Genomic DNA, 19,458 nt, shown 5'->3' with positions numbered 1-19,458 from the left:
TTAATGTTTTAAATAAATATGATAAGAAATAAGAAGCTGAATATTGTTTTAGTACATCCACAAATCCCAAATAATACGGGGAATATAGGAAGACTTTGTGTAGGGTGTAACGCAAAATTACATTTGGTTAAACCTTTGGGATTTGAAATTACAGATACAAGAGTAAAAAGGGCTGGATTGGATTATTGGAAAGATTTAGATCTTACCATTCACGAATCTTTGAATGATTTATTAAAGTTGATAAATAATAAAGAGAGAATGTTTTTATTATCTGCCAGAGCATCAACGTCTATTTACCAAACTAATTTTGAAGAGGGAGATTGGTTGTTTTTTGGAAAAGAAGCAGAGGGATTGCCTATTGAAATTCAGGAAAAATATGCGAATCAATTAAGAACTATTCCTTTTCCAGGACCTATTAGAAGTTTTAATTTAGGAAATGCAGTTGCAATGGTTTTAGGAGAATCTATAAGGCAATTAGCGTTTTAGTTTATTTAAGAAAAACAAAAATCATCGCTATAATTGCAGGAAGCGCTTGCGTTACAAATATTTTTTTGCTAGCAGAGATCGCTCCGTAAATACCAGCAATAATAACACAACCTAAAAAGAAAACACTAATATTGTTAGACCATTCTATGTTGCTAATCAACAAAGACCATATTAGTCCTGCAGCTAAAAAACCATTGTACAATCCTTGATTAGCAGCCAATCCTTTGGTTGGAGTAAATAAGTTTTCCGGAATTGTCTTAAACGTTTTTTTGCCAATGGTTTCCCAAGCAAACATTTCAAAATACAGGATGTATAAATGCTCTATAGCGACTAAAAGAATTAAAATTTTTGAAACAATGTCCATGAATTATAGATTTTAATACTTTTAAAGATAAGTATATTTAGATAATATCATATCAATTATTTCTTCTGTTTCATCTGTGTAATCTACAGGTATAAATTGTTCTTCCGCAATCCATTCGTGAACTAGTTGAACATGTTTGTTTTTTATTTTTTTAACAACAGGAACACCCAATTCTAACAATGCTTGTGCATTACATTGTTGTTCGTATTGATTTTTCATGGGAACAACAAGTAACTTTTTTTTAAGATACAAAGCTTCGGCAGGTGTTTCAAAGCCAGCACCACAAATAATCCCTTTACAGGTTTCAAAACTTTTAATAAATGCAGTATTGTCTATAGGAGTTATGCTTACATTTCCATTTTTATAGGCCTTTTTAGTGTGTTTAGAAAAAACTTGCCAATTTGTTTCTTTAAACTGATTAAAAAAAGAAATTAATTTTTCATCACCATAAGCAGGTAAGTAAACAGTATAATGATTTCCAGATGTAGAATTTAAATTTCTAATTTCTTTACGAATTACAGGAGTGAAAATATTTGAATTGTATTTTTTGAAATGAAATCCATAATAATTTGTGGTAGGGGCATAGCGTTTTAAAATGCGTTCTCCTACATAATCTCTTTTCTTAGGTTTTGGACTTTCTTTGGCTTTTACGGCTGCTTGGTGACTCATAGAAACACAAGGAATGTCATTTAATTTAGAAGCCCAAGCAGAAAGGGGTTCAAAATCATTAATCACCAAATCATATTGTTGGATGTTGATTTTATTCATCTCTTTTCTGAATTTATTAAAATCAGAATTTTTAACTGTTTTCCATAAATCAACTCCTCCTTTTTTTCCAAAAATAAAACTTAATCCATTTAGTTGGTACTTTATGGTAAAAGGCAATTTTACATCAGCCTGTACACCACTAACCAATATATCTAAATCTACTTTTTTTTGTAAAATAGGTATAATATCCCTAGCTCTACTTAAATGTCCATTACCAGTCCCTTGTATTGCATATAAAACTTTCATTATGGTAAAAGTTTTTTGTCAATAACATTCATTTCTTGCATTAATTGCTGAAATAAGTCTTTGTTTTTTAAATCGGCTTTACCCAAATCATTCTCTTGATCGTGATCTGTTGGATTTAATTTTTGAGCAATTTCATCTTCTTGATAATGATAAATAGTCCACTTTTTTTTGTGATACTCAAGAGCCGTTAAATTTTCTATCCAATCTCCTGAATTTAAATATTCTACAGATTGATTTTTGTCATTCACAATTGTTCTGTGTTGAGGCTGATGGATATGTCCACAAATCACATAATCATACTCATTTAAAAAAGCAATATCAGCAGCAGTGTCTTCAAAATTATTGATGTGTTTTACAGCCGATTTAACACTGTTTTTTATCTTTTTAGAAAAAGAAATTCTACCTTTTCCTAAAATGTTTTCGCTAATCCAGTTTACAAAAGTGTTTATCAGTATTAACAAATCATAACCAACTCCTCCTAGTTTTGCTAACCATTTAGAATGTTGCATGGTCACATCAAAAACGTCTCCGTGAAAAAACCAAGCCTTTTTGCCATCTAACTCTAACACTAGTTTGTTGACTAGTTGAAAGTTTCCTATTTGAAAACCAACAAATTTTCTAAGCATTTCATCATGGTTTCCTGTAATATAATATACTTCAGTTCCTTTGGTTACTAGTGAAGTAATATATTTAATAACTTTCATGTGAGGTTTTGGAAAGTAACTTTTTTTAAACTGCCAAATATCTATAATATCACCATTTAGAATTAAAGTTTTAGGTTCAATAGTTTTTAAGTAGTTCAGTAATTCTTTAGCTCTAGAGCCATAAGTACCTAAGTGAATATCTGAAACAACGACCACATCTACTTTTCTTTTGTGTTTCTTTTTTGTTGTAGGCATAAAGCAATAATAATTATTCTAGCAAACCTATCTTATCCTTGTTAAAGCTAGCTTAATTAAAAGTTAAATAATTGGTTTTAGGTTTTTTGCTAAAATATAGTCTATTTATTTACAGAAATTATTGATTGTCATTCTATTAATTTTATCTACTTTAAGTAAAGAATTGATGAGTCTTTTTAAAAATGATCTGTGTTAATTTTTTATATTTGATGAACTTAGAAAACTCAAGCTTTTGAACAATTATAGAAGTATCACTAAAGAAGAAATTGATCAACTTATTCAACAAGGATGTCAGTCTAATGAGTGGGACAAACTTTATATAAAACCAACAACTGACATATCAAAAATAACATCAGTTACCTTTTCTGGAAAAAACTACATTGGTAGTATTGAGGGAGATAGAACTTTTTATGGAGGTATTGTTAAACAAAACAGTATTAAAAATGTTCATTTACACAATTGTAAAATTGGAGACAACGCTTTTATTAACAATGTTAAAAGTTATATAGCCAATTATAATATTGGAGATAATGTTTTAATAGATAATGTTGATATTATTGCGGTAGATGGGGAGTGTAGTTTTGGTAATGGTGTTAGTGTTGATGTAATTAATGAAGGAGGAGGTAGAGATATTTTAATTTTTAATCAACTATCTGCACAAATAGCCTACTTGTTAGCTTTATACCGTCATAAAAAAGTACTGGTACAAGAGTTAAAAAGAATGATTGAAGATTATACTCAATCTGTAACTTCTACTACGGGAATAATAGGTAATGATGTTAAAATATTAAATGCAAAAACTATTAAAGGGGTTTGTATTGGTAATGGAGCTTATATTAATTCAGCTTCTAAATTAATTAACGGAAGTATTAATTCTACTAATGAAGCACCAGTTTATGTTGGTACCGATGTAATGGCTACTAATTTTATTATATCTAGTAACTCAAAAGTAGATAACTCTTCAATATTAACAAATTGTTTTATTGGTCAAGGCTGTCAAATAGACAAGCATTATTCAATAGAACACTCTATCTTTTTTGCCAATTGTCAAGGTTTTAATGGAGAAGCTTGTTCCATTTTTGCAGGACCTTATACGGTTACGCATCATAAATCAACACTTTTAATAGCAGGGTTGTTTTCTTTTATGAATGCAGGTAGTGGTTCTAACCAAAGCAATCATATGTATAAATTAGGGCCAATCCATCAAGGAATTATGGAACGTGGTGCTAAAACAACAAGTGATTCTTATGTGTTATGGCCTTCTAAAATAGGGCCTTTTACGTTGGTCATGGGGAGACATTATCAGCATGTAGATTCTTCAGATTTTCCGTTTTCTTATTTAATAGAAGATAAAAACAAATCATATTTAATTCCAGGAGCAAACTTAAAAAGTGTTGGAACCGTAAGAGATGCACAGAAATGGCCTAAGAGAGATGATCGTCATTCTAATAACAGAATGGATATTATCAATTTTAACCTGTTAAGTCCCTATACCATTCATAAAGTATCAGAAGGATTAAAGTATTTAAATACTATTTTAGATTTATCAGGAGACAAACTAGAAGAATATAACTATAAAGACATGGTTATAAAAAAATCTAGTTTACACAACGGAATAAAAATGTACAATATTGTCATTAATAAATTTTTAGGAAACTCTATTATTAGTAGGGTAGAAAATAAAAATATTAAAACAATTAATGAACTAAGAAATATACTAAAGCCTACATCGAACATAGGAAAAGGTAAGTGGATAGATGTTAGTGGTTTGTTATGTCCAATATCCGCTTTAAATTTATTTGTTGATAAGGTTGAAAAACTAGAAGTAAAAACAATTGAAGAGGTTATTGAGGAGTTGAATCAAATCAACAATCGTTATTATGAATACGAATGGAATTGGGCGGTAGATTTAATAGAAAGTTTTTACAACATAAATATTGATGAAATTACACAAGATGAATTCATTAATATTGTAAATAATTGGAAAAAATCGGTGGTAGATTTAGATAAAATGTTGTACAAAGATGCAAGTAAAGAGTTTAATTTACACTCTTATGTTGGTTTTGGTGCAGATGGTGATGAAAAAGAAAAACTAGCCGATTTTAAAAATGTAAGAGGAGAGTTTGAAAGTAATTCTACAGTGTTAGAAATATTAAATCACATTGAAAGAAAAGAAAAATTAGGAGATAAAATTATAGCTCAAATAAAAGAGATAAAAGAATAAGTTATGTGTGGAATTGTAGGATATATTGGAGAAAAAAAAGCTTCTGATATTTTAATTGAGGGCTTAAAAAAATTAGAATATAGGGGGTATGATAGTGCAGGAATTGCAGTGTTAGATAGTGATATACATATATACAAACAGCCAGGTAAAGTTGTTAATTTAGAAGCTAGTATTGATGAAAAAGTAGAAAATAAAACTATTGGTATAGCACACACACGTTGGGCTACACATGGTGAGCCTACAAAAGAAAATGCACACCCTCATAAATCAAACAACCAAGAAATTGTACTGGTTCATAATGGAATTATAGAAAACTATAAATTCTTAAAAGATGAATTAATAGACAATGGTTTTACTTTTTTGGGTCAAACCGATACAGAGGTTTTGGTAAATTATATTCAGTTTATTCAAGATAAAGACAAGTTAACTATTGAAGTTGCAGTAAGAAAAGCTTTGCAGAATGTAAATGGTGCTTATGCACTTGCTATTATTGATAAAAAAGAACCTAATAAAATGATAGTGACTCGAAAAGGAAGTCCACTAGCCATTGGGTTAACAGCTACTAATAATGAGTTTTATGTGGCATCTGATGCCATTCCCATCATTGAACACACACAATCTTTAGTGTATTTAAGTGACAATGATGTGGTGGTGTTAGAAAGAGGTCAGCAAATGAAAGTGACCGACATTTATGGTGTTGAAAAACAATACAAAGTAAAAACACTTGATTTAAACTTAGATAAGGTAAGTAAAGGTGATTACGAGCATTATATGCTTAAAGAAATTTTTGAACAGCCTTCTACTATAAAAAATACGTTATTTAGTCATTTAAATACTGAAAATGCTAATATTCATTTTGAAAATTTAGATGAACTAAAAGAAAAACTAGTCAAAGCAAGTAGAATTATCATTGTTTCTTGTGGTACTTCATGGCATGCAGGAATTGTAGGAGAATATATTATTGAAGAATTGGCAAGAATTCCTGTTGAAGTGGAATATGCTTCAGAATTTAGATATAGAAACCCTATCATTACCAAAGATGATATCGTAATGGCTATTTCTCAGTCAGGGGAAACAGCAGATACTTTAGCGGCTTTACGTTATTCCAAAACACAAGGAGCTACTACTTTTTGTATTTGTAATGTGTTTAACTCTTCTATGGCAAGAGAGTGCGATTTTACAGCCTATACTTATGCGGGAGCAGAAATTGGAGTAGCCAGTACCAAAGCATTTACTGCTCAAGTTGCGGTAGTTTCTTTATTGGCTATTCAGTTAGGATTGGAAAGAAATGAAATCACTCAAGAAAAAGCTAATAGTTTGGTAGCAGAAATAAAAACACTTCCTTCTGTGGTAAATCATATTTTTAATATTGATGATCATATCAAAACAGTTGCTAAAAATTATATAAAAACCACAAGCTTTTTGTTTTTAGGAAGAGGAATCAATTTTCCAATAGCCTTAGAAGGAGCTTTAAAATTAAAAGAAATTTCTTACATACATGCAGAAGGATATCCAGCAGCAGAAATGAAGCATGGACCTATTGCTATGATTGAGGAGTCTTTACCAACAGTAATTATTGCCACCAATAATGAATATTACGATAAGTTAGTATCGAATGCGCAAGAGGTAAAAGCTCGTAAGGGGCCAATTATAGCTGTGGTAAACGAAGATGATAGTGAAATGATACACACAGCAGATTTTGTATTCAAAGTACCTAGAGTGTCTGATATGTTACAGCCAATTGTAGCGGTGATTCCGTTGCAATTGTTTTCTTATCACGTAGCTGTTTTAAAAGGATGTAACGTAGATCAACCAAGAAATTTGGCAAAATCAGTAACGGTGGAGTAAAATTTATTGATTATTAAAAACCAAAAAAGCTATCTAAATTTTAGATAGCTTTTTGTTTTTTTAGATGCTAAAATAAATCCTAAAGATCATTTTTTATGAATATTTACTTTTCCATACTCAAGAATATTATAATTAGAATCTTGAAGAACAAAATAAAGTCTGTAGAAACCTGAAGGTTTGTCGGTCAAATGATATGCTACTTTTAAATTTTTTAGAGATCTTGATTCTATGATTTTTTCGTATTTATTGTTTACAATAATGGTATTGATTATAGAACGAGGATAACTAAATGATAAATTGACAATATCTTGAAAGGGGTTAGGATATAAAATAATATCATAATTAATATCTACAATTGACAGATTACCTTCGTCATCTTATATTGGTTTATTTTCGTTTAATAAATTTTCATAAGTATTGGTTTTATTAAAATCTAGAGAATCAAATAGTTTCTTTTCAAATTGACTAAAGTCATTCATTTGAAAATCTAATGAACTATTATTTATGCCAAAATCATCATTGTCTTTTTTACAACTTATAATTCCTATAAGTATTATGGAGTAGATAAAAATTCTGTTTTTTTTCATAGCAATAAGTTTATATAGAGGTTTCAATTTTGTTTATAATATTTTTTACATCTTCTAAATAATCAAACCAGAGAGTACTTTCATCTTTTTTAAACCAAGTGAGTTGTCTTTTGGCAAATCTTCTTGAGTTTTTTTTGATTTCAGAAATGGCAAAATCAAAATCAATAGTGTTATCTAAATACTGGAACAACTCTCTGTAACCAACAGTTTGTAAGGCGTTTAAATGTTTTAGGCTATAAAGTTCTTTGACCTCTCTTAAAAGTCCTTTTTGTAACATTATATCAACCCTACGGTTAATTCTGTCATAAATAATTTCTCTATCGGCGGTCAATCCTATTTTAATAGGAGTGAAACTTCTAGGTCCTTTAGGCTTGTTTTTAAAAGAACTATAAGTTTGTCCGCTACCAATACAAACTTCTAAAGCACGAATAATTCGATGAGGATTATTAATGGCTATTTCGTTATAAGTTTCAGGGTCTAATGTTTTTAATTGGTTTTGTAGATTTTGTAAACCTTCTGTTTCTAGTCTTTTATTTAATTCTTCTCTAACAGATGCATCAATGGTAGGGAAGTGGTCTAGTCCATTTATCACAGCATCTACATACAATCCGCTACCACCAACCATAATCACAATATTGTGTTTAGAGAAAAGCTCATTTAACTTTTGTAGTGCCTCACGTTCAAAATGTCCAACACTATAGGTTTCGTGTATGCTTTTGTTCTGAATAAAATGATGTGTGGCTGCAGCCAATTCTTCGGATTCGGGAACAGCAGTACCAATAGTCATTTCTTTAAAAAATTGTCTAGAATCACAAGAAATAATATCAGCATTAAAGTGTTGAGCCAATTGAATACTCAATGCTGTTTTTCCAATAGCAGTAGGGCCTACAACGGTAATTAAATAATTCATTTATTTAAAGTATTTCTCCACATTGATGACAAAATTTAGCTTTATCACCATGATTGTTTTCGTTACAATTATTACAAACTTGAGTGTTTATTTTATGTTTTCTAGCATCGCTGTATTCTGAGGAAACAATTCCGGTAGGAACAGCAATAATTCCATACCCCATAATCATAACAATAGTAGCAAAAAACTGACCTAAAGCGGTAACAGGAGCAATATCACCATAACCAACGGTAGTCATGGTAACTACAATCCAATAAATACTTCTGGGAATACTTGTAAAGCCACTATCGGCATTTCCTTCTATTAAATACATAATAGTTCCAAGTACTATAGAAAGAACTACTACAGCAAAAACAAATACCCCAATTTTAGCTCGGCTAGCTTTAATTGCTTTGAGTAAATCATTAGAAGCACCAATATATCGGGCAAGTTTTAAAATGGTAAAAACCCTTAGTAAACGTAAAGATCTTAAAACTAACAAGGCTTCTGTATTTCCTATAAAAAGACCTAAGTATTTAGGTAAAGTAGCAGCGAGATCAATTAGGCCATAAGCACTAAAGACATATTTTAAGGGAGATGCTACAGTAGATACTCGTAAAATATATTCAATGGTAAATAAAATAGTAATAATCCATTCTATTATTGTAAAGTAATGACCGTATACTGCTTGTAAGGAAACAACACTTTCTAACATCACTACCAGAACACTAATTAAAATTAGTATTAAAAGTATTACATCAAACAATTTACCGGCAGGTGTATCTGCTTCATAAATAATTTCGTGTAATTTTTGTTTTCTAGTTTTAGTTTGATTGTTACTCAAAACGAATAATTTTTTTGAATTTACCAGAGTCTAAATATTTTTTAACCTGATCTCTATTATAAAGGTTATCATCAATAGGAGAAATAAGATTTCTAACAATATCAATATGGGTTATTTGGTAAGCCAATTCTACATATCCATATCCTTTTAACTGACCGTTTTCTAACAAAAAAATAGATTTTTCTGCAGTTCCTCTTCCGTTATCAACAAACATGGCATTGCTAGAGTTAAAAACAGTGGTAGGAATGTTTTTTTTAGAAACAGTATTAAATCTAGGTTTGTTTTTTTCTATGGCTTGTTGACTTTTAATACTAGAGATTAATAAACTACCTGTTTCTTCAAAAGTGATGTCGTGAATCTTTTTTTGTAAGGATTTAGAACGATTGGATTTTCGCATCAACATTTGATTGACTCCTGTTCTAATATTTCTGTTTTTTCCAATGTAAATAATATCACCAATTTCATTATGTACATAAAAAACCCCTGTTTTTCTAGGAGCTTTGTCTAATATTTTTTGAAAATGATTGCTTAGTTTGCTCTTGGTTTTCCCTTCCGCTTTTATGTTTGCTTTTATTATAGATTTATCAGAATCTTTATTGAGTAGCATCTTAAAAAGCTTAACGGTTGCCAGTGCATCACCATTGGCTCTATGTCTTTCACTCATGGGAATTCCAAGACTTTTACAGAGTTTACCTAGACTGTAAGATTCTTGATCTGGAATTAATTTTCGGCTTAACTCAACCGTACAAAGGGTGTCTTTGGTATAATTATATCCTAAACGATTGAACTCATTTCTTAAAATTCTGTAATCAAAACTAGAGTTGTGAGCAACCAAAACACAGTCTTCGGTAATTTCTATAATCTGTTTGGCTATTTCGTGAAACTTAGGAGCGTTGCGCAACATTTTATTATTGATACCCGTAAGTTGAACTACAAAAGGCTGAATTGGGATTTCGGGATTGACTAACGTAATAAATTTATCGACTACTTTTTTACCATTAAATTTATGAATGGCAATTTCTGTCATTCCTTCCTCATTAAATTTTCCTCCCGTAGTTTCTATGTCTAGAATAGCGTACATTTAATCAATTAACAGTTAGTAATAAGCTTTGTGAGCCCTGTGTTTTGTCACAAATATAACATATCCAAATTGATTGGTGTTAGCTAATATTCAACTATGTTAAAATTATAGATTTGAAAGGGTTTTAAGGATTTTTTGATTTGCTACCTTTGTGAGAATGTAAAAGCACAAAAAGTGAAAGTTTTTGAAACCATAGCCGAAGTTTTAGAAGAACTTAAATTAACTAGAAAAATGATTTCTCCATATTTCTATATTTTTAGGTACGATGAATTAGATTATGAAAAAAGAATTGAAACTTTCCCCCACTACAAGCGTTTTTTTGAGGTTTCTTTTTACGAAGAAAATAAAAATAAAACTCAAATAGGACACACTGTTTTAAAAGATTTAAACAATGCAATTACTTTTACATCACCCATGCAGTCCCTATCTATAAACAGAATTAAGAGGCCTGTTGGTTATGTAATGTTTTTTAATGCCAAGTTTTTTAGTCCAGAAAGACATCAGTATAACATTCAGCAAGACTTTCCTTTTTTTAAACTAAATACCACACCGGTATATAAAATTAGTAAAGAAGAAAAATTATATATTAAAAATATTTTAGAGAATATTCATAAAGAAAGTTTAGAAAACAAACCTCAGTGTAAAGAAATTATTCAATCATATCTTTTGATATTATTAAACTATATTACCCGAATTTTAAAAGGAGATTCAGGAAATGTAAAATTAAAACGTTACGAAGAAATTACTTCTAATTTTGAAGAGATGATTTTACAAGAGGATGAAAGTTATAAAAGTATTGTTTCTTATGCTAAATCATTAGGTATAACTCCTTTGTATTTGTCAGAATGTGTTAAAAAAACAACAGGGTTATCGGCTAAAAAAGTATTGACAAACTATCAAATTCTAAAAGCAAAATCTTTATTGGTACAAACCACAAAATCTATAGATGATATAGCTTATACTATGGGGTTTAAAGAAACCACTAACTTTATCAAATTTTTTAAAAAAGACCAACAGATTACACCTTTAGCTTATAGAAAACTACCATAAAAAGTATCATTTTAGTATACTTTTGTATTGCTCTATAATTTTTAAACCGCCTAACTTTGTCATTGTAAATAAAAGTAGTGTTAGACATGAAAAGTTTAAGGTTAGATAAAAGCAAAAATATAGGAGTAATTACAGTTTTAATTGCATCACTTACAGCTTTATCATCATTGGCAATAGATTCTTTTTTATCAGGAATGCCCTTAATGGCTCATTTTTTTGGTGTTGAAATTAATACTATTGAGTTAATTATTACGGTGTATTTTTTAGGTTTTGCTATTGGTAATTTTTTTGGTGGTCCTTTGTCTGATGCTTTTGGTAGAAAAAAAATTGCATTGGCTGGAATTGGACTTTATGGTTTTTCAGCCTTGTCCATTCCTTTTTGCGACACCATTGAAATGGTTTTGGTGCTTAGATTTTTTCAAGCCTTTGGAGGTGGATTTGCTACCGTTACAGCTAATTTATTTATAAGAGATTGGTACAAAGGAAAACAAGTTGCGAGGTTAATTACCATTACTGCTATGATTATGATGTTGGTTCCTTTGTTTGCTCCAGTGTTGGGAGGGTTTTTAATTAACTTACAAGGTTGGAAATTGGTATTTTACTTTTTGTTTACAGTAGCTATTTTGTTGTTTGTTATATTTTATTTGTTAATTCCAGAGTCAAGAGACCAAAAAGAAATTACCAATAAAATTACAGCAAAGCAATTGGTTGCTAAGTATAAAATATTATTGTCAGACAGAAACGCTGTTGTTTTCTTGTTTGCATTATGTTTCCCAGTATCTGGATTGTATGTATTTATTACCAGTGCTTCCTTTATATATTTAGAATATTTTAATGTAGAGGTAAGTGTTTTTCCATTAATTTTTGCAACTAGTATTATATTAAATGTAATAGCATCGTTTTCTAATACTTATTTATTAAGAGTTTATGAGGCTAAAAAGTTATTTCAATTGGGAATTACCATTCAGTTAATTTCAGGGTTTTCATTATTCATCATCACCTTGTTTAATTTGGTTACTTTTTGGAATGTATTTATACTAATAGCATTGTTCATTGGTAGTATAGGTTTTATATTTGGAAATGGATCCGCTATTTTGTTAGACATCAAACCAGAAGTAAGTGGTGCTGCAAATGCTGCTATTGGAATTACAAGATTTGTATTAGGATTTTTAGCGGGAACTTTGGTAGCTGTTTTTCATACCAATGATTTAGTGCCAATTGGAATAGGAATGTTTGTTTGTTCTTTAATAGGGAATATCATCTTTTTAATATTCAAAGCAATAAGTAATAAATCGGTAGCAATGGCAAGTTCATGTAGTTAAACTACCTTTTTATAAATTTTTTAGTAAGCTTGGTTAAGAATATGTTTAAAAACAGGTTTTTAACCAAGCTTTTCTTTTGATAACTTAGTATGAATACCGTAATTTTAAGGTCTTTTATTAATATATTATATACCCACATTTATGAAACAAATAATGAATTGGTCTGTGTTAGGTCTATTTGCATTGCAAGTTTTCTCAGTCACAGCCCAAGAAGCAATCCCCAACAATCAAAGTGACTTTAATCCTATTATGTATCGTCAAAGTAGTCCTTATAGGTCTGCATTAGGACAGCCAGGAGATCAATATTGGCAAAATCAAGCTGATTATAATATTGAAGCTACTTTAGATCCAGAAAAAAATACAATTACCGGACATGTAATTTTAACTTACCACAACAATAGTCCATATGATTTAAATTATATATGGATGTATGTAGAACAAAATCGTTTTACAGAAACTTCTAGAGGAACCTTAACTACTCCAATTATGGGGAATCGTTATTCAGGTGATGTAGATGGTGGTTGTGATATTTCTAATCTACAAGCAAAATCAAACAAAAGAAGTAAGGCTTCTTCAAAGCATGTAATTTCTGATACTAGAATACAAGTCTTTTTTAACGATCCTATTGTAGCTAAAAAAGGTGTTGCTACGGTAAGTATGGATTTTACTTATAAAATTCCTGAATCAGGAATGGATAGAATGGGAAGATTAACTACAGAAAACGGTACTGTATATTCATTAGCACAATGGTATCCTAGAGTAGCTGTTTTTGATGATGTTAAAGGATGGAATACGGAACCTTATTTGGGAGCAGGTGAGTTTTATGTAGATTATGGTAATTATGATTATAAAGTAACTGTTCCTTATGATTATGTAGTTGTAGGTTCTGGTGCTTTAGTGAATGATAAAGAAGTACTAACCTCAACTCAAAGAGATCGTTTTGCTAAAGCAGCTAAAAGCGATGATAGGGTTTATATTATTACTCCAGAGGAAGTAAATGATGTTGATAAAACTCGTCCAACTCAAAAAGGTATACTTACTTGGCATTTTAAAATGGAAAATACACGTGATGTTGCTTTTGCTACTTCTAAAGCTTTTGTTTGGGATGCTGCAAAAATTAATTTACCAAGTGGGAAAACTATTATGGCACAATCTGTATATCCTAAAGAAGTATCAGGTGATGATGCTTGGGGGCGTTCAACAGAATATACAAAAGGTTCTGTTGAAAACTATTCTAATAAATGGTTTGAGTATCCATATCCAAATGCCGTAAACGTAGCTTCAAATGTAGGAGGAATGGAATATCCTGGATTGAGCTTTTGTAATTCTAGAAGTACAGGAAGAGGTTTATGGGGAGTTACAGATCATGAATTTGGTCACAATTGGTTTCCAATGATTGTGGGTTCTAATGAGCGTTTATATCCATGGATGGATGAAGGATTTAATACTTTTATTAATTACTACAGTGCCAAAGCTTTTAACAATGGAGAGTATCCAAATGATTTAATTAAAGGAAGAAAAAACTTAAGAATTTACAATTCTAAAAATAGAGAAGGAATAGATACTTATCCAGATATAGTAAATACTCGTAACCTAGGGAATACAGCTTATGGAAAACCAGGTTTGGGATTAATTATGTTAAGAGAATATATTTTAGGACCAGAACGTTTTGATTATGCTTTTAAAGAATATATTAAAAATTGGGCTTATAAGCATCCACAACCATCAGACTTTTTTAATGCGATGGAAAATGGAGCAGGAGAGAACTTAAATTGGTTTTGGAGAGGATGGTTTTACGGAACAGGTAATATTGATTTAGCCATTTCATACGTTCAGCCATACAAAGGAGATTATGTAATTGTTTTGGAAAACAGAGGAGATATTCCAATGCCAGTTAAGTTAAAAGTAACTTATGATGATGACACTTCTGAAATTAAAGACATTCCTGTAGAAATATGGCAAAGAGGAGATAGTTGGAATTATTTATTAAAAACAACTAAAAAATTGAAATCAGTTGAGATTGACCCTGATAAAATTTTACCAGATGTTAACAGCTCTAACGATGTTTGGCCAAGCATGGTTTATAAAGATTAAGTAAAAAATAAGCTGTCTGAAAAGAATTAAAATACGTCATTCTGAATTTATTTCAGAAACACAACCTATTGCATGATAGTAGTTATGAGAAACTGAAACAAGTTCAGTTTGACCAAATATTCACTTTCAGACAGCTTTTTTATTTGTTATAGTTTCTATTTCCAAAAATAGCACTCCCTACACGAACCATATTACTACCTTGTTCAATAGCCAATTCATAATCACCACTCATTCCCATAGAAATGGTGTCAAAATGCGTGTATTTGGTTTTTAGTTCGTCATAAAAGGTTTTTAGCGATGAAAATTCTTGTTTAATTTGATTTTCATTATCTACAAAACTCGCCATTCCCATCAATCCGACTACATTAATGTTTTGTAAACTGCTATAATCATCGGAATTTAAGATATCCAATATTTCTTCTTTTGATAATCCAAATTTAGAATCTTCTTCAGCTATTTTTAATTGTAATAAACAGTTGATAATTCTGTTGTGTTTTTTAGCTTGTTTGTCAATTTCTTTTAAAGTTGAAAACTTATCTACACCGTGAATCAAATCCACAAAATGAGCCATGTATTTTACCTTGTTACTCTGTAAATGACCAATCATATGCCAAGAAATATCTTTGGGCAAAACCTCGTATTTTTCTACCATTTCCTGAATTTTATTTTCACCAAAAATGCGTTGTCCCGCATTATAGGCTTCTTGAAGATCTTGGACAGGTTTGGTTTTAGAAACAGCAACCAAAGTAACTCCCTTTGGAATTGTATGTTTTATTGTAGCTAGGTTTTGAGAAATACTCATTTGATTAGTTTTATGTTGTTAAAAAAAATGAAATAGTCTTTATAAAATTGAGTTTTATTCTGTTATTTCATAGACTTCAAAATATCTTTCTTCATCAATATATAAGTATAAATTATTGTTGTTGTCTGAAATAAATTGAGTCTTTCTTTCAATTCTACTTGGGTCAAATCTAGTACTTGTTAAAGTCCCATTATCAGATAGTTTGTAATAGTACAAATAATCATTGACTCTATCTTTTTTATCGGTACTATTATATAGTGCATGAGTTCTTGGTGTGTCGTTTTGAAAAATATAATTAGTATTGTTTGTATAAATAGATCCATAAGACTGTTTTGTTTCCTTGTTTTTAATATTCCTAGCCCAAATAATTTTGTTGTTATTACTTATTTTAGTGGTAATGATGCTAATGTGTTTATAAACATTTTTGGAATTCATAGGTATTCTCAATGACGTTGGATCACTAGGGATACTAGACATCCAACTAGTAGTTTGACTTGTTGTTAATCTTTCATTTAAATTGAGAATACAGTTTCCATGCTCATCAATATGAAAGTAGGTAAAAAATAAATTGTTTATTCTTCTAGTAAGACCAGAGTCCGTTATAGTCGTATTTTTATTAATAGCACCTTTACGATTATTAGAAAGATTATTGTTGGTGTGAGAATTATCCCAATCGCTTAAAAATTGCTCATTAAATTTAAAGTAATTAGAGCTAGTTTTGCTTAAATCTTTTTTATTAATGTTAAGTTTATAAAACCCCATCAATGTATAATCATCTTGTATAGAATACATTCCTGCACATATAATTTCATTTTCAAATAGTTTTATTTTTATATGAGGTAAATTATATTCATCATTCCCAATAGTTGTATAATGAATACTATCTGATGAAATTTTTATAAGTTGATGTACTTTAGTTTTCCCTTCTTCTTTTGGAGAAAATAGTTTTTTAGACAGATAATCTGTAGAAACAGTCAATAGATATACAGTGTTTGTTTTGGTATCCACTAGAGATTCTAAAACTTTTATTTTACCTATGTTGTTTTTTATAAATACGTCACGATTTAAACAGTTTTTTAAATTTTCATTAAAGAGTTTAATATTAAGAGCTAAACCAAATTTTTTATCTCTTTTCAGTGTGTCTGTGGCTTTTATGTACAATGAATCTTTTGTGAGTATGTTCTCGTCTAGTTCGAAAGTACTTTCTGATATTAATAATAGGTTTTTTTGACTTTCTATATCGTTATTTTGAACGAGTAACTGAAAATTAAAATTGAAGCTATCAAGATTTAAATCAGTATTAGATTTGTTTAATGAAACCCAGTTTTTCTCAGTAAAATTTAATTTATCAATAGAAGCAGATAAAATAGTAAAATTTATACCTGTCGTATTCTGTCCAATTTTTTTAGTTGTAATAGAATCACGTACCAATTCTTTTTTATAAGAGACAAAGTATAAACTATCGTTGTTAAAAAATATTTTATTAGCTGCACTTATTTTTAATTCTCTTCTGTTAGCTCTTTTTAAACTACTATTATAATAACATATGTAATAAGTAGATTTACTACGAAAACTATTTTCATTAGTTTTTTCATGAATAGTAATTAAACCTCCATCGTTAGTTTTTTCTATCAAAACAATCTCACTTTTTTCATCAGGTATATTGGTTGGTTGATATTTTAGAGTCTTAAAATAATTCATTTCTTGAGCCCTAGATCCAACTGTATAAAACAGAATAAATAAGACAATAATGTATTTTACTTTTTTCATAGTTTTTTTGGTAAAAATAAAAAATCCCCAGAAACAAATTGTTTAAGGGGATTGATTTGTATGGTTAAATAAATTACTTCAAAATAGAAATAATTTGATCTGCTAATTCAGTTCCAATACGGTCTTGAGCTTCTAAAGTAGCGGCACCAATATGTGGAGTTAATGAAATGTTTGGGTTCATTAAAACTTTCATAGATGGTTTAGGTTCGTTTTCAAAAACGTCTAATCCAGCTTTTGCAATTTCACCACTTTCTAAAGCTTCAACCAAAGCAACTTCATCAATAACACCACCACGAGCAGCGTTGATAATGATTGCAGTGTTTTTCATCATTTTAAATTCTGGTGTACTAATTACATAACCATCTTGAGCAGGTACGTGTAAGGTGATAAAATCAGCATTCTTTAACACTTCTTCTTTAGATACTGTGTTTACAGTAAAAGAAACTTTTTGTCCATCAAAGAACTCTAAGTCTAAATCAACTTTATCAAAGAAAGGATCAAAAGCAATTACTTTCATACCTAATCCTAAAGCTATTTTAGCAGTAGCTTGACCAATACGACCAAAACCAATAACTCCTAAAGTTTGTCCTTTTAATTCAACTCCTTTAGCGTAAGATTTTTTTAAAGCTCCAAACTTAGTATCACCCTCTAAAGGCATGTTTCTGTTTGCATCTTGTAAAAAACGTACCAATCCAAATAAGTGAGCAAATACCAATTCTCCCACAGAGTGAGAAGAAGATGCTGGAGTATTGATTACGTGTAACCCTTTGTCTTTTGCGTATTGTACATCAATGTTATCCATTCCAACACCACCACGACCGATGATTTTTAAAGATGGACAAGCATCAATTAATTCTTGTCTTACAGTAGTTGCAGATCTTACTAAAATAACATCAATATTATTTTCATTGATATAGTTTTCTAATTGATCTTGAGCAACTGTGTTTAAAATTACTTCAAATCCTGCTTTTTCTAAGGCATCAACACCAGATTGTGCTAAACCGTCGTTTGCTAAAACTTTCATTTAATTATTGTTTATGCTTAGGGACTAAGCGTTAAAATTTTTTCATTACATCAATTAAAGCTTGTACGCTTTCTTTTGGCATTGCATTGTAGATAGAAGCTCTAAATCCTCCTACAGAACGGTGACCTTTTACGTTGCTAATTCCAGCTTCTGTACAAGCAGCTAAGAATTCTGCATCTTTATCAGCATCTTTTAATAAGAAAACTACATTCATTAAAGAACGATCTTCTTTGGCTACATTGTTAACGAATGATGGATTGTTGTCAATTTCGTTATATAGCATTGCTGCTTTTTCTTCGTTGTTTTTAGCAATAGCTTCTAAACCACCTTGAGCTTTCATGTATTCTAAGTTTAACATAGATACATAAATAGCAAAAACAGGAGGAGTGTTAAACATACTTTCTCCTTTAATGTGAATCTGGTAGTCTAACATAGAAGGAATGGTTCTACCAGTATTTCCTAAAATGTCTTTTTTAACAATTACCAAAGTTGCACCTGCAGGACCTAAGTTCTTTTGTGCTCCAGCATATATAATTCCAAATTTAGAAACATCTACTGGCTTAGAGAAAATATCAGAAGACATGTCTGCCACTAAAACAGCATCAGTTTTAGGATATTCTTTAAATTGAGTTCCAAAAATGGTGTTGTTAGAAGTGAAGTGTACATAATCTACATCAGAAGGAATAGAAAATCCTTTAGGAATGTAATTATGATTTGTATCTGCAGAAGAAGCAATTTCTACTACTTCTCCAAAGTTTTTAGCTTCTTTTAATGCCTTGTTACTCCATGCACCTGTATTGATGTATGCAGCTTTCCCTCCATCAACTTTAATTAAGTTAATAGCTGTCATTAAAAATTGAGTAGAGGCTCCACCTTGTAAAAATAATACTTCGTGAGTAGCGGGAACATTTAAAATTTCTTTTACCAAAGCAACTGCTTTGTCATATACTGCAACAAACTCTTTACTACGGTGAGATATTTCAATTAATGATAAACCTGTATTGTCAAAATCTAAGATGGCTTGACTAGCTTTTTCAAATACTTCTTGAGGAAGGATTGAAGGACCTGCGCTAAAATTGTGTTTTTTCATTATAAATTTATGTTTTTGGAAAGCACAAATTTATAAAATCTAGTCACTTTAGCTTTACGTTTGAGTATTT

At 30.1% G+C, this 19,458-nt stretch carries 17 protein-coding genes; 6 read left to right on the top strand and 11 right to left on the bottom strand.

From position 1 onward, the window contains the following. Positions 1 to 18: 18 nt before the first annotated feature. Entirely contained in the window at positions 19 to 486 is a 468-nt protein-coding gene (locus tag ACXGQT_RS03060; protein WP_457829933.1) for a tRNA (cytidine(34)-2'-O)-methyltransferase, read from the top strand. A gap of 1 nt (position 487) precedes the next feature. Here the strand turns inward: ACXGQT_RS03060 and ACXGQT_RS03055 are convergent, their stop codons facing one another. From ACXGQT_RS03055 to ACXGQT_RS03045, 3 genes are read right to left on the bottom strand one after another with little or no spacing between them, the layout of a single operon-like run. Further along, positions 488 to 850 (bottom strand): DUF1304 domain-containing protein, encoded by a 363-nt coding sequence (locus ACXGQT_RS03055; protein WP_457829932.1) that lies wholly within the window; start codon positions 848 to 850, stop codon positions 488 to 490. Positions 851 to 871: 21 nt separating this feature from the next. Beyond that, positions 872 to 1,864, bottom strand: a complete 993-nt coding sequence (locus ACXGQT_RS03050) for a glycosyltransferase family protein (RefSeq protein WP_457829931.1) — start codon at positions 1,862 to 1,864, stop codon at positions 872 to 874. After that, positions 1,864 to 2,763, bottom strand: a complete 900-nt coding sequence (locus ACXGQT_RS03045; protein ID WP_457829930.1) for a UDP-2,3-diacylglucosamine diphosphatase — start codon at positions 2,761 to 2,763, stop codon at positions 1,864 to 1,866. Before ACXGQT_RS03045 ends, ACXGQT_RS03050 begins: the two co-directional genes overlap by 1 nt. A gap of 232 nt (positions 2,764 to 2,995) precedes the next feature. On the opposite strand from ACXGQT_RS03045, the gene ACXGQT_RS03040 reads away from it, so the two are divergent. Both ACXGQT_RS03040 and glmS read left to right on the top strand, forming a co-directional pair. After that, positions 2,996 to 4,987 carry a DUF4954 family protein gene (locus tag ACXGQT_RS03040; protein WP_457829929.1) on the top strand — a complete coding sequence of 664 codons (1,992 nt, stop codon included), beginning with the start codon at positions 2,996 to 2,998 and terminating at the stop codon, positions 4,985 to 4,987. Positions 4,988 to 4,990: 3 nt separating this feature from the next. Next, positions 4,991 to 6,835, top strand: coding sequence for a glutamine--fructose-6-phosphate transaminase (isomerizing) (glmS, locus tag ACXGQT_RS03035; protein ID WP_457829928.1), 1,845 nt, complete (start codon positions 4,991 to 4,993; stop codon positions 6,833 to 6,835). 377 nt (positions 6,836 to 7,212) lie between these two features. Here glmS and ACXGQT_RS03030 read toward each other — a convergent pair whose 3' ends face one another. From ACXGQT_RS03030 to ACXGQT_RS03015, 4 genes are read right to left on the bottom strand one after another with little or no spacing between them, the layout of a single operon-like run. Continuing rightward, a complete protein-coding gene (locus ACXGQT_RS03030; RefSeq protein ID WP_457829927.1) occupies positions 7,213 to 7,422 on the bottom strand; it encodes a hypothetical protein in 210 nt (69 codons plus the stop codon). Between the two features lie 10 nt (positions 7,423 to 7,432). After that, positions 7,433 to 8,332 carry a tRNA (adenosine(37)-N6)-dimethylallyltransferase MiaA gene (gene miaA / locus ACXGQT_RS03025; RefSeq protein WP_457829926.1) on the bottom strand — a complete coding sequence of 300 codons (900 nt, stop codon included), beginning with the start codon at positions 8,330 to 8,332 and terminating at the stop codon, positions 7,433 to 7,435. A gap of 4 nt (positions 8,333 to 8,336) precedes the next feature. After that, positions 8,337 to 9,155, bottom strand: a complete 819-nt coding sequence (locus tag ACXGQT_RS03020) for an ion transporter (protein WP_457829925.1) — start codon at positions 9,153 to 9,155, stop codon at positions 8,337 to 8,339. Further along, positions 9,148 to 10,236: an exonuclease domain-containing protein gene (locus tag ACXGQT_RS03015; RefSeq protein WP_457829924.1), complete on the bottom strand. Its 1,089-nt coding sequence runs from the start codon at positions 10,234 to 10,236 to the stop codon at positions 9,148 to 9,150. The genes ACXGQT_RS03020 and ACXGQT_RS03015 overlap by 8 nt, the downstream gene beginning before the upstream one ends. A 174-nt stretch (positions 10,237 to 10,410) precedes the next feature. Here ACXGQT_RS03015 and ACXGQT_RS03010 point away from each other — a divergent pair, with 174 nt between their 5' ends. From ACXGQT_RS03010 to ACXGQT_RS03000, 3 genes are all read left to right on the top strand, one after another. Continuing rightward, entirely contained in the window at positions 10,411 to 11,286 is an 876-nt protein-coding gene (locus tag ACXGQT_RS03010) for a helix-turn-helix domain-containing protein (RefSeq protein WP_457829923.1), read from the top strand. 86 nt (positions 11,287 to 11,372) lie between these two features. After that, positions 11,373 to 12,608 carry a multidrug effflux MFS transporter gene (locus ACXGQT_RS03005; protein ID WP_457829922.1) on the top strand — a complete coding sequence of 412 codons (1,236 nt, stop codon included), beginning with the start codon at positions 11,373 to 11,375 and terminating at the stop codon, positions 12,606 to 12,608. Between the two features lie 141 nt (positions 12,609 to 12,749). Further along, complete coding sequence (locus ACXGQT_RS03000; protein WP_457829921.1) at positions 12,750 to 14,702, top strand: M1 family metallopeptidase; 1,953 nt, start codon at positions 12,750 to 12,752, stop codon at positions 14,700 to 14,702. A gap of 139 nt (positions 14,703 to 14,841) precedes the next feature. Here ACXGQT_RS03000 and ACXGQT_RS02995 read toward each other — a convergent pair whose 3' ends face one another. The 4 genes from ACXGQT_RS02995 to serC form a co-directional block, all read right to left on the bottom strand. Continuing rightward, positions 14,842 to 15,504 carry a YggS family pyridoxal phosphate-dependent enzyme gene (locus ACXGQT_RS02995; RefSeq protein WP_457829920.1) on the bottom strand — a complete coding sequence of 221 codons (663 nt, stop codon included), beginning with the start codon at positions 15,502 to 15,504 and terminating at the stop codon, positions 14,842 to 14,844. A gap of 54 nt (positions 15,505 to 15,558) precedes the next feature. Continuing rightward, entirely contained in the window at positions 15,559 to 17,274 is a 1,716-nt protein-coding gene (locus tag ACXGQT_RS02990; RefSeq protein ID WP_457829919.1) for a hypothetical protein, read from the bottom strand. Positions 17,275 to 17,347: 73 nt separating this feature from the next. Beyond that, positions 17,348 to 18,298 carry a D-2-hydroxyacid dehydrogenase gene (locus ACXGQT_RS02985; RefSeq protein ID WP_457829918.1) on the bottom strand — a complete coding sequence of 317 codons (951 nt, stop codon included), beginning with the start codon at positions 18,296 to 18,298 and terminating at the stop codon, positions 17,348 to 17,350. A 31-nt stretch (positions 18,299 to 18,329) separates the two neighbouring features. Then, positions 18,330 to 19,388 (bottom strand): 3-phosphoserine/phosphohydroxythreonine transaminase, encoded by a 1,059-nt coding sequence (gene serC / locus ACXGQT_RS02980; RefSeq protein ID WP_457829917.1) that lies wholly within the window; start codon positions 19,386 to 19,388, stop codon positions 18,330 to 18,332. Positions 19,389 to 19,458 lie beyond the last annotated feature (70 nt).

It is taken from the genome of Wenyingzhuangia sp. IMCC45467, from assembly GCF_054111205.1.
This window is presented reverse-complemented; position numbering and strand designations above follow the sequence as displayed.

Coding starts and splice junctions, on each gene's coding strand:
- ACXGQT_RS03050 (WP_457829931.1), bottom strand. CDS start 1,864: ATGAAAGTTTTATATGCAATACAAGGGACTGGTAATGGACATTTAAGT.
- ACXGQT_RS03060 (WP_457829933.1), top strand. CDS start 19: ATGATAAGAAATAAGAAGCTGAATATTGTTTTAGTACATCCACAAATC.
- ACXGQT_RS03055 (WP_457829932.1), bottom strand. CDS start 850: ATGGACATTGTTTCAAAAATTTTAATTCTTTTAGTCGCTATAGAGCAT.
- ACXGQT_RS02995 (WP_457829920.1), bottom strand. CDS start 15,504: ATGAGTATTTCTCAAAACCTAGCTACAATAAAACATACAATTCCAAAG.
- ACXGQT_RS03015 (WP_457829924.1), bottom strand. CDS start 10,236: ATGTACGCTATTCTAGACATAGAAACTACGGGAGGAAAATTTAATGAG.
- ACXGQT_RS02990 (WP_457829919.1), bottom strand. CDS start 17,274: ATGAAAAAAGTAAAATACATTATTGTCTTATTTATTCTGTTTTATACA.
- ACXGQT_RS02985 (WP_457829918.1), bottom strand. CDS start 18,298: ATGAAAGTTTTAGCAAACGACGGTTTAGCACAATCTGGTGTTGATGCC.
- miaA (WP_457829926.1), bottom strand. CDS start 8,332: ATGAATTATTTAATTACCGTTGTAGGCCCTACTGCTATTGGAAAAACA.
- ACXGQT_RS03045 (WP_457829930.1), bottom strand. CDS start 2,763: ATGCCTACAACAAAAAAGAAACACAAAAGAAAAGTAGATGTGGTCGTT.
- glmS (WP_457829928.1), top strand. CDS start 4,991: ATGTGTGGAATTGTAGGATATATTGGAGAAAAAAAAGCTTCTGATATT.
- ACXGQT_RS03030 (WP_457829927.1), bottom strand. CDS start 7,422: ATGAAAAAAAACAGAATTTTTATCTACTCCATAATACTTATAGGAATT.
- serC (WP_457829917.1), bottom strand. CDS start 19,388: ATGAAAAAACACAATTTTAGCGCAGGTCCTTCAATCCTTCCTCAAGAA.
- ACXGQT_RS03005 (WP_457829922.1), top strand. CDS start 11,373: ATGAAAAGTTTAAGGTTAGATAAAAGCAAAAATATAGGAGTAATTACA.
- ACXGQT_RS03000 (WP_457829921.1), top strand. CDS start 12,750: ATGAAACAAATAATGAATTGGTCTGTGTTAGGTCTATTTGCATTGCAA.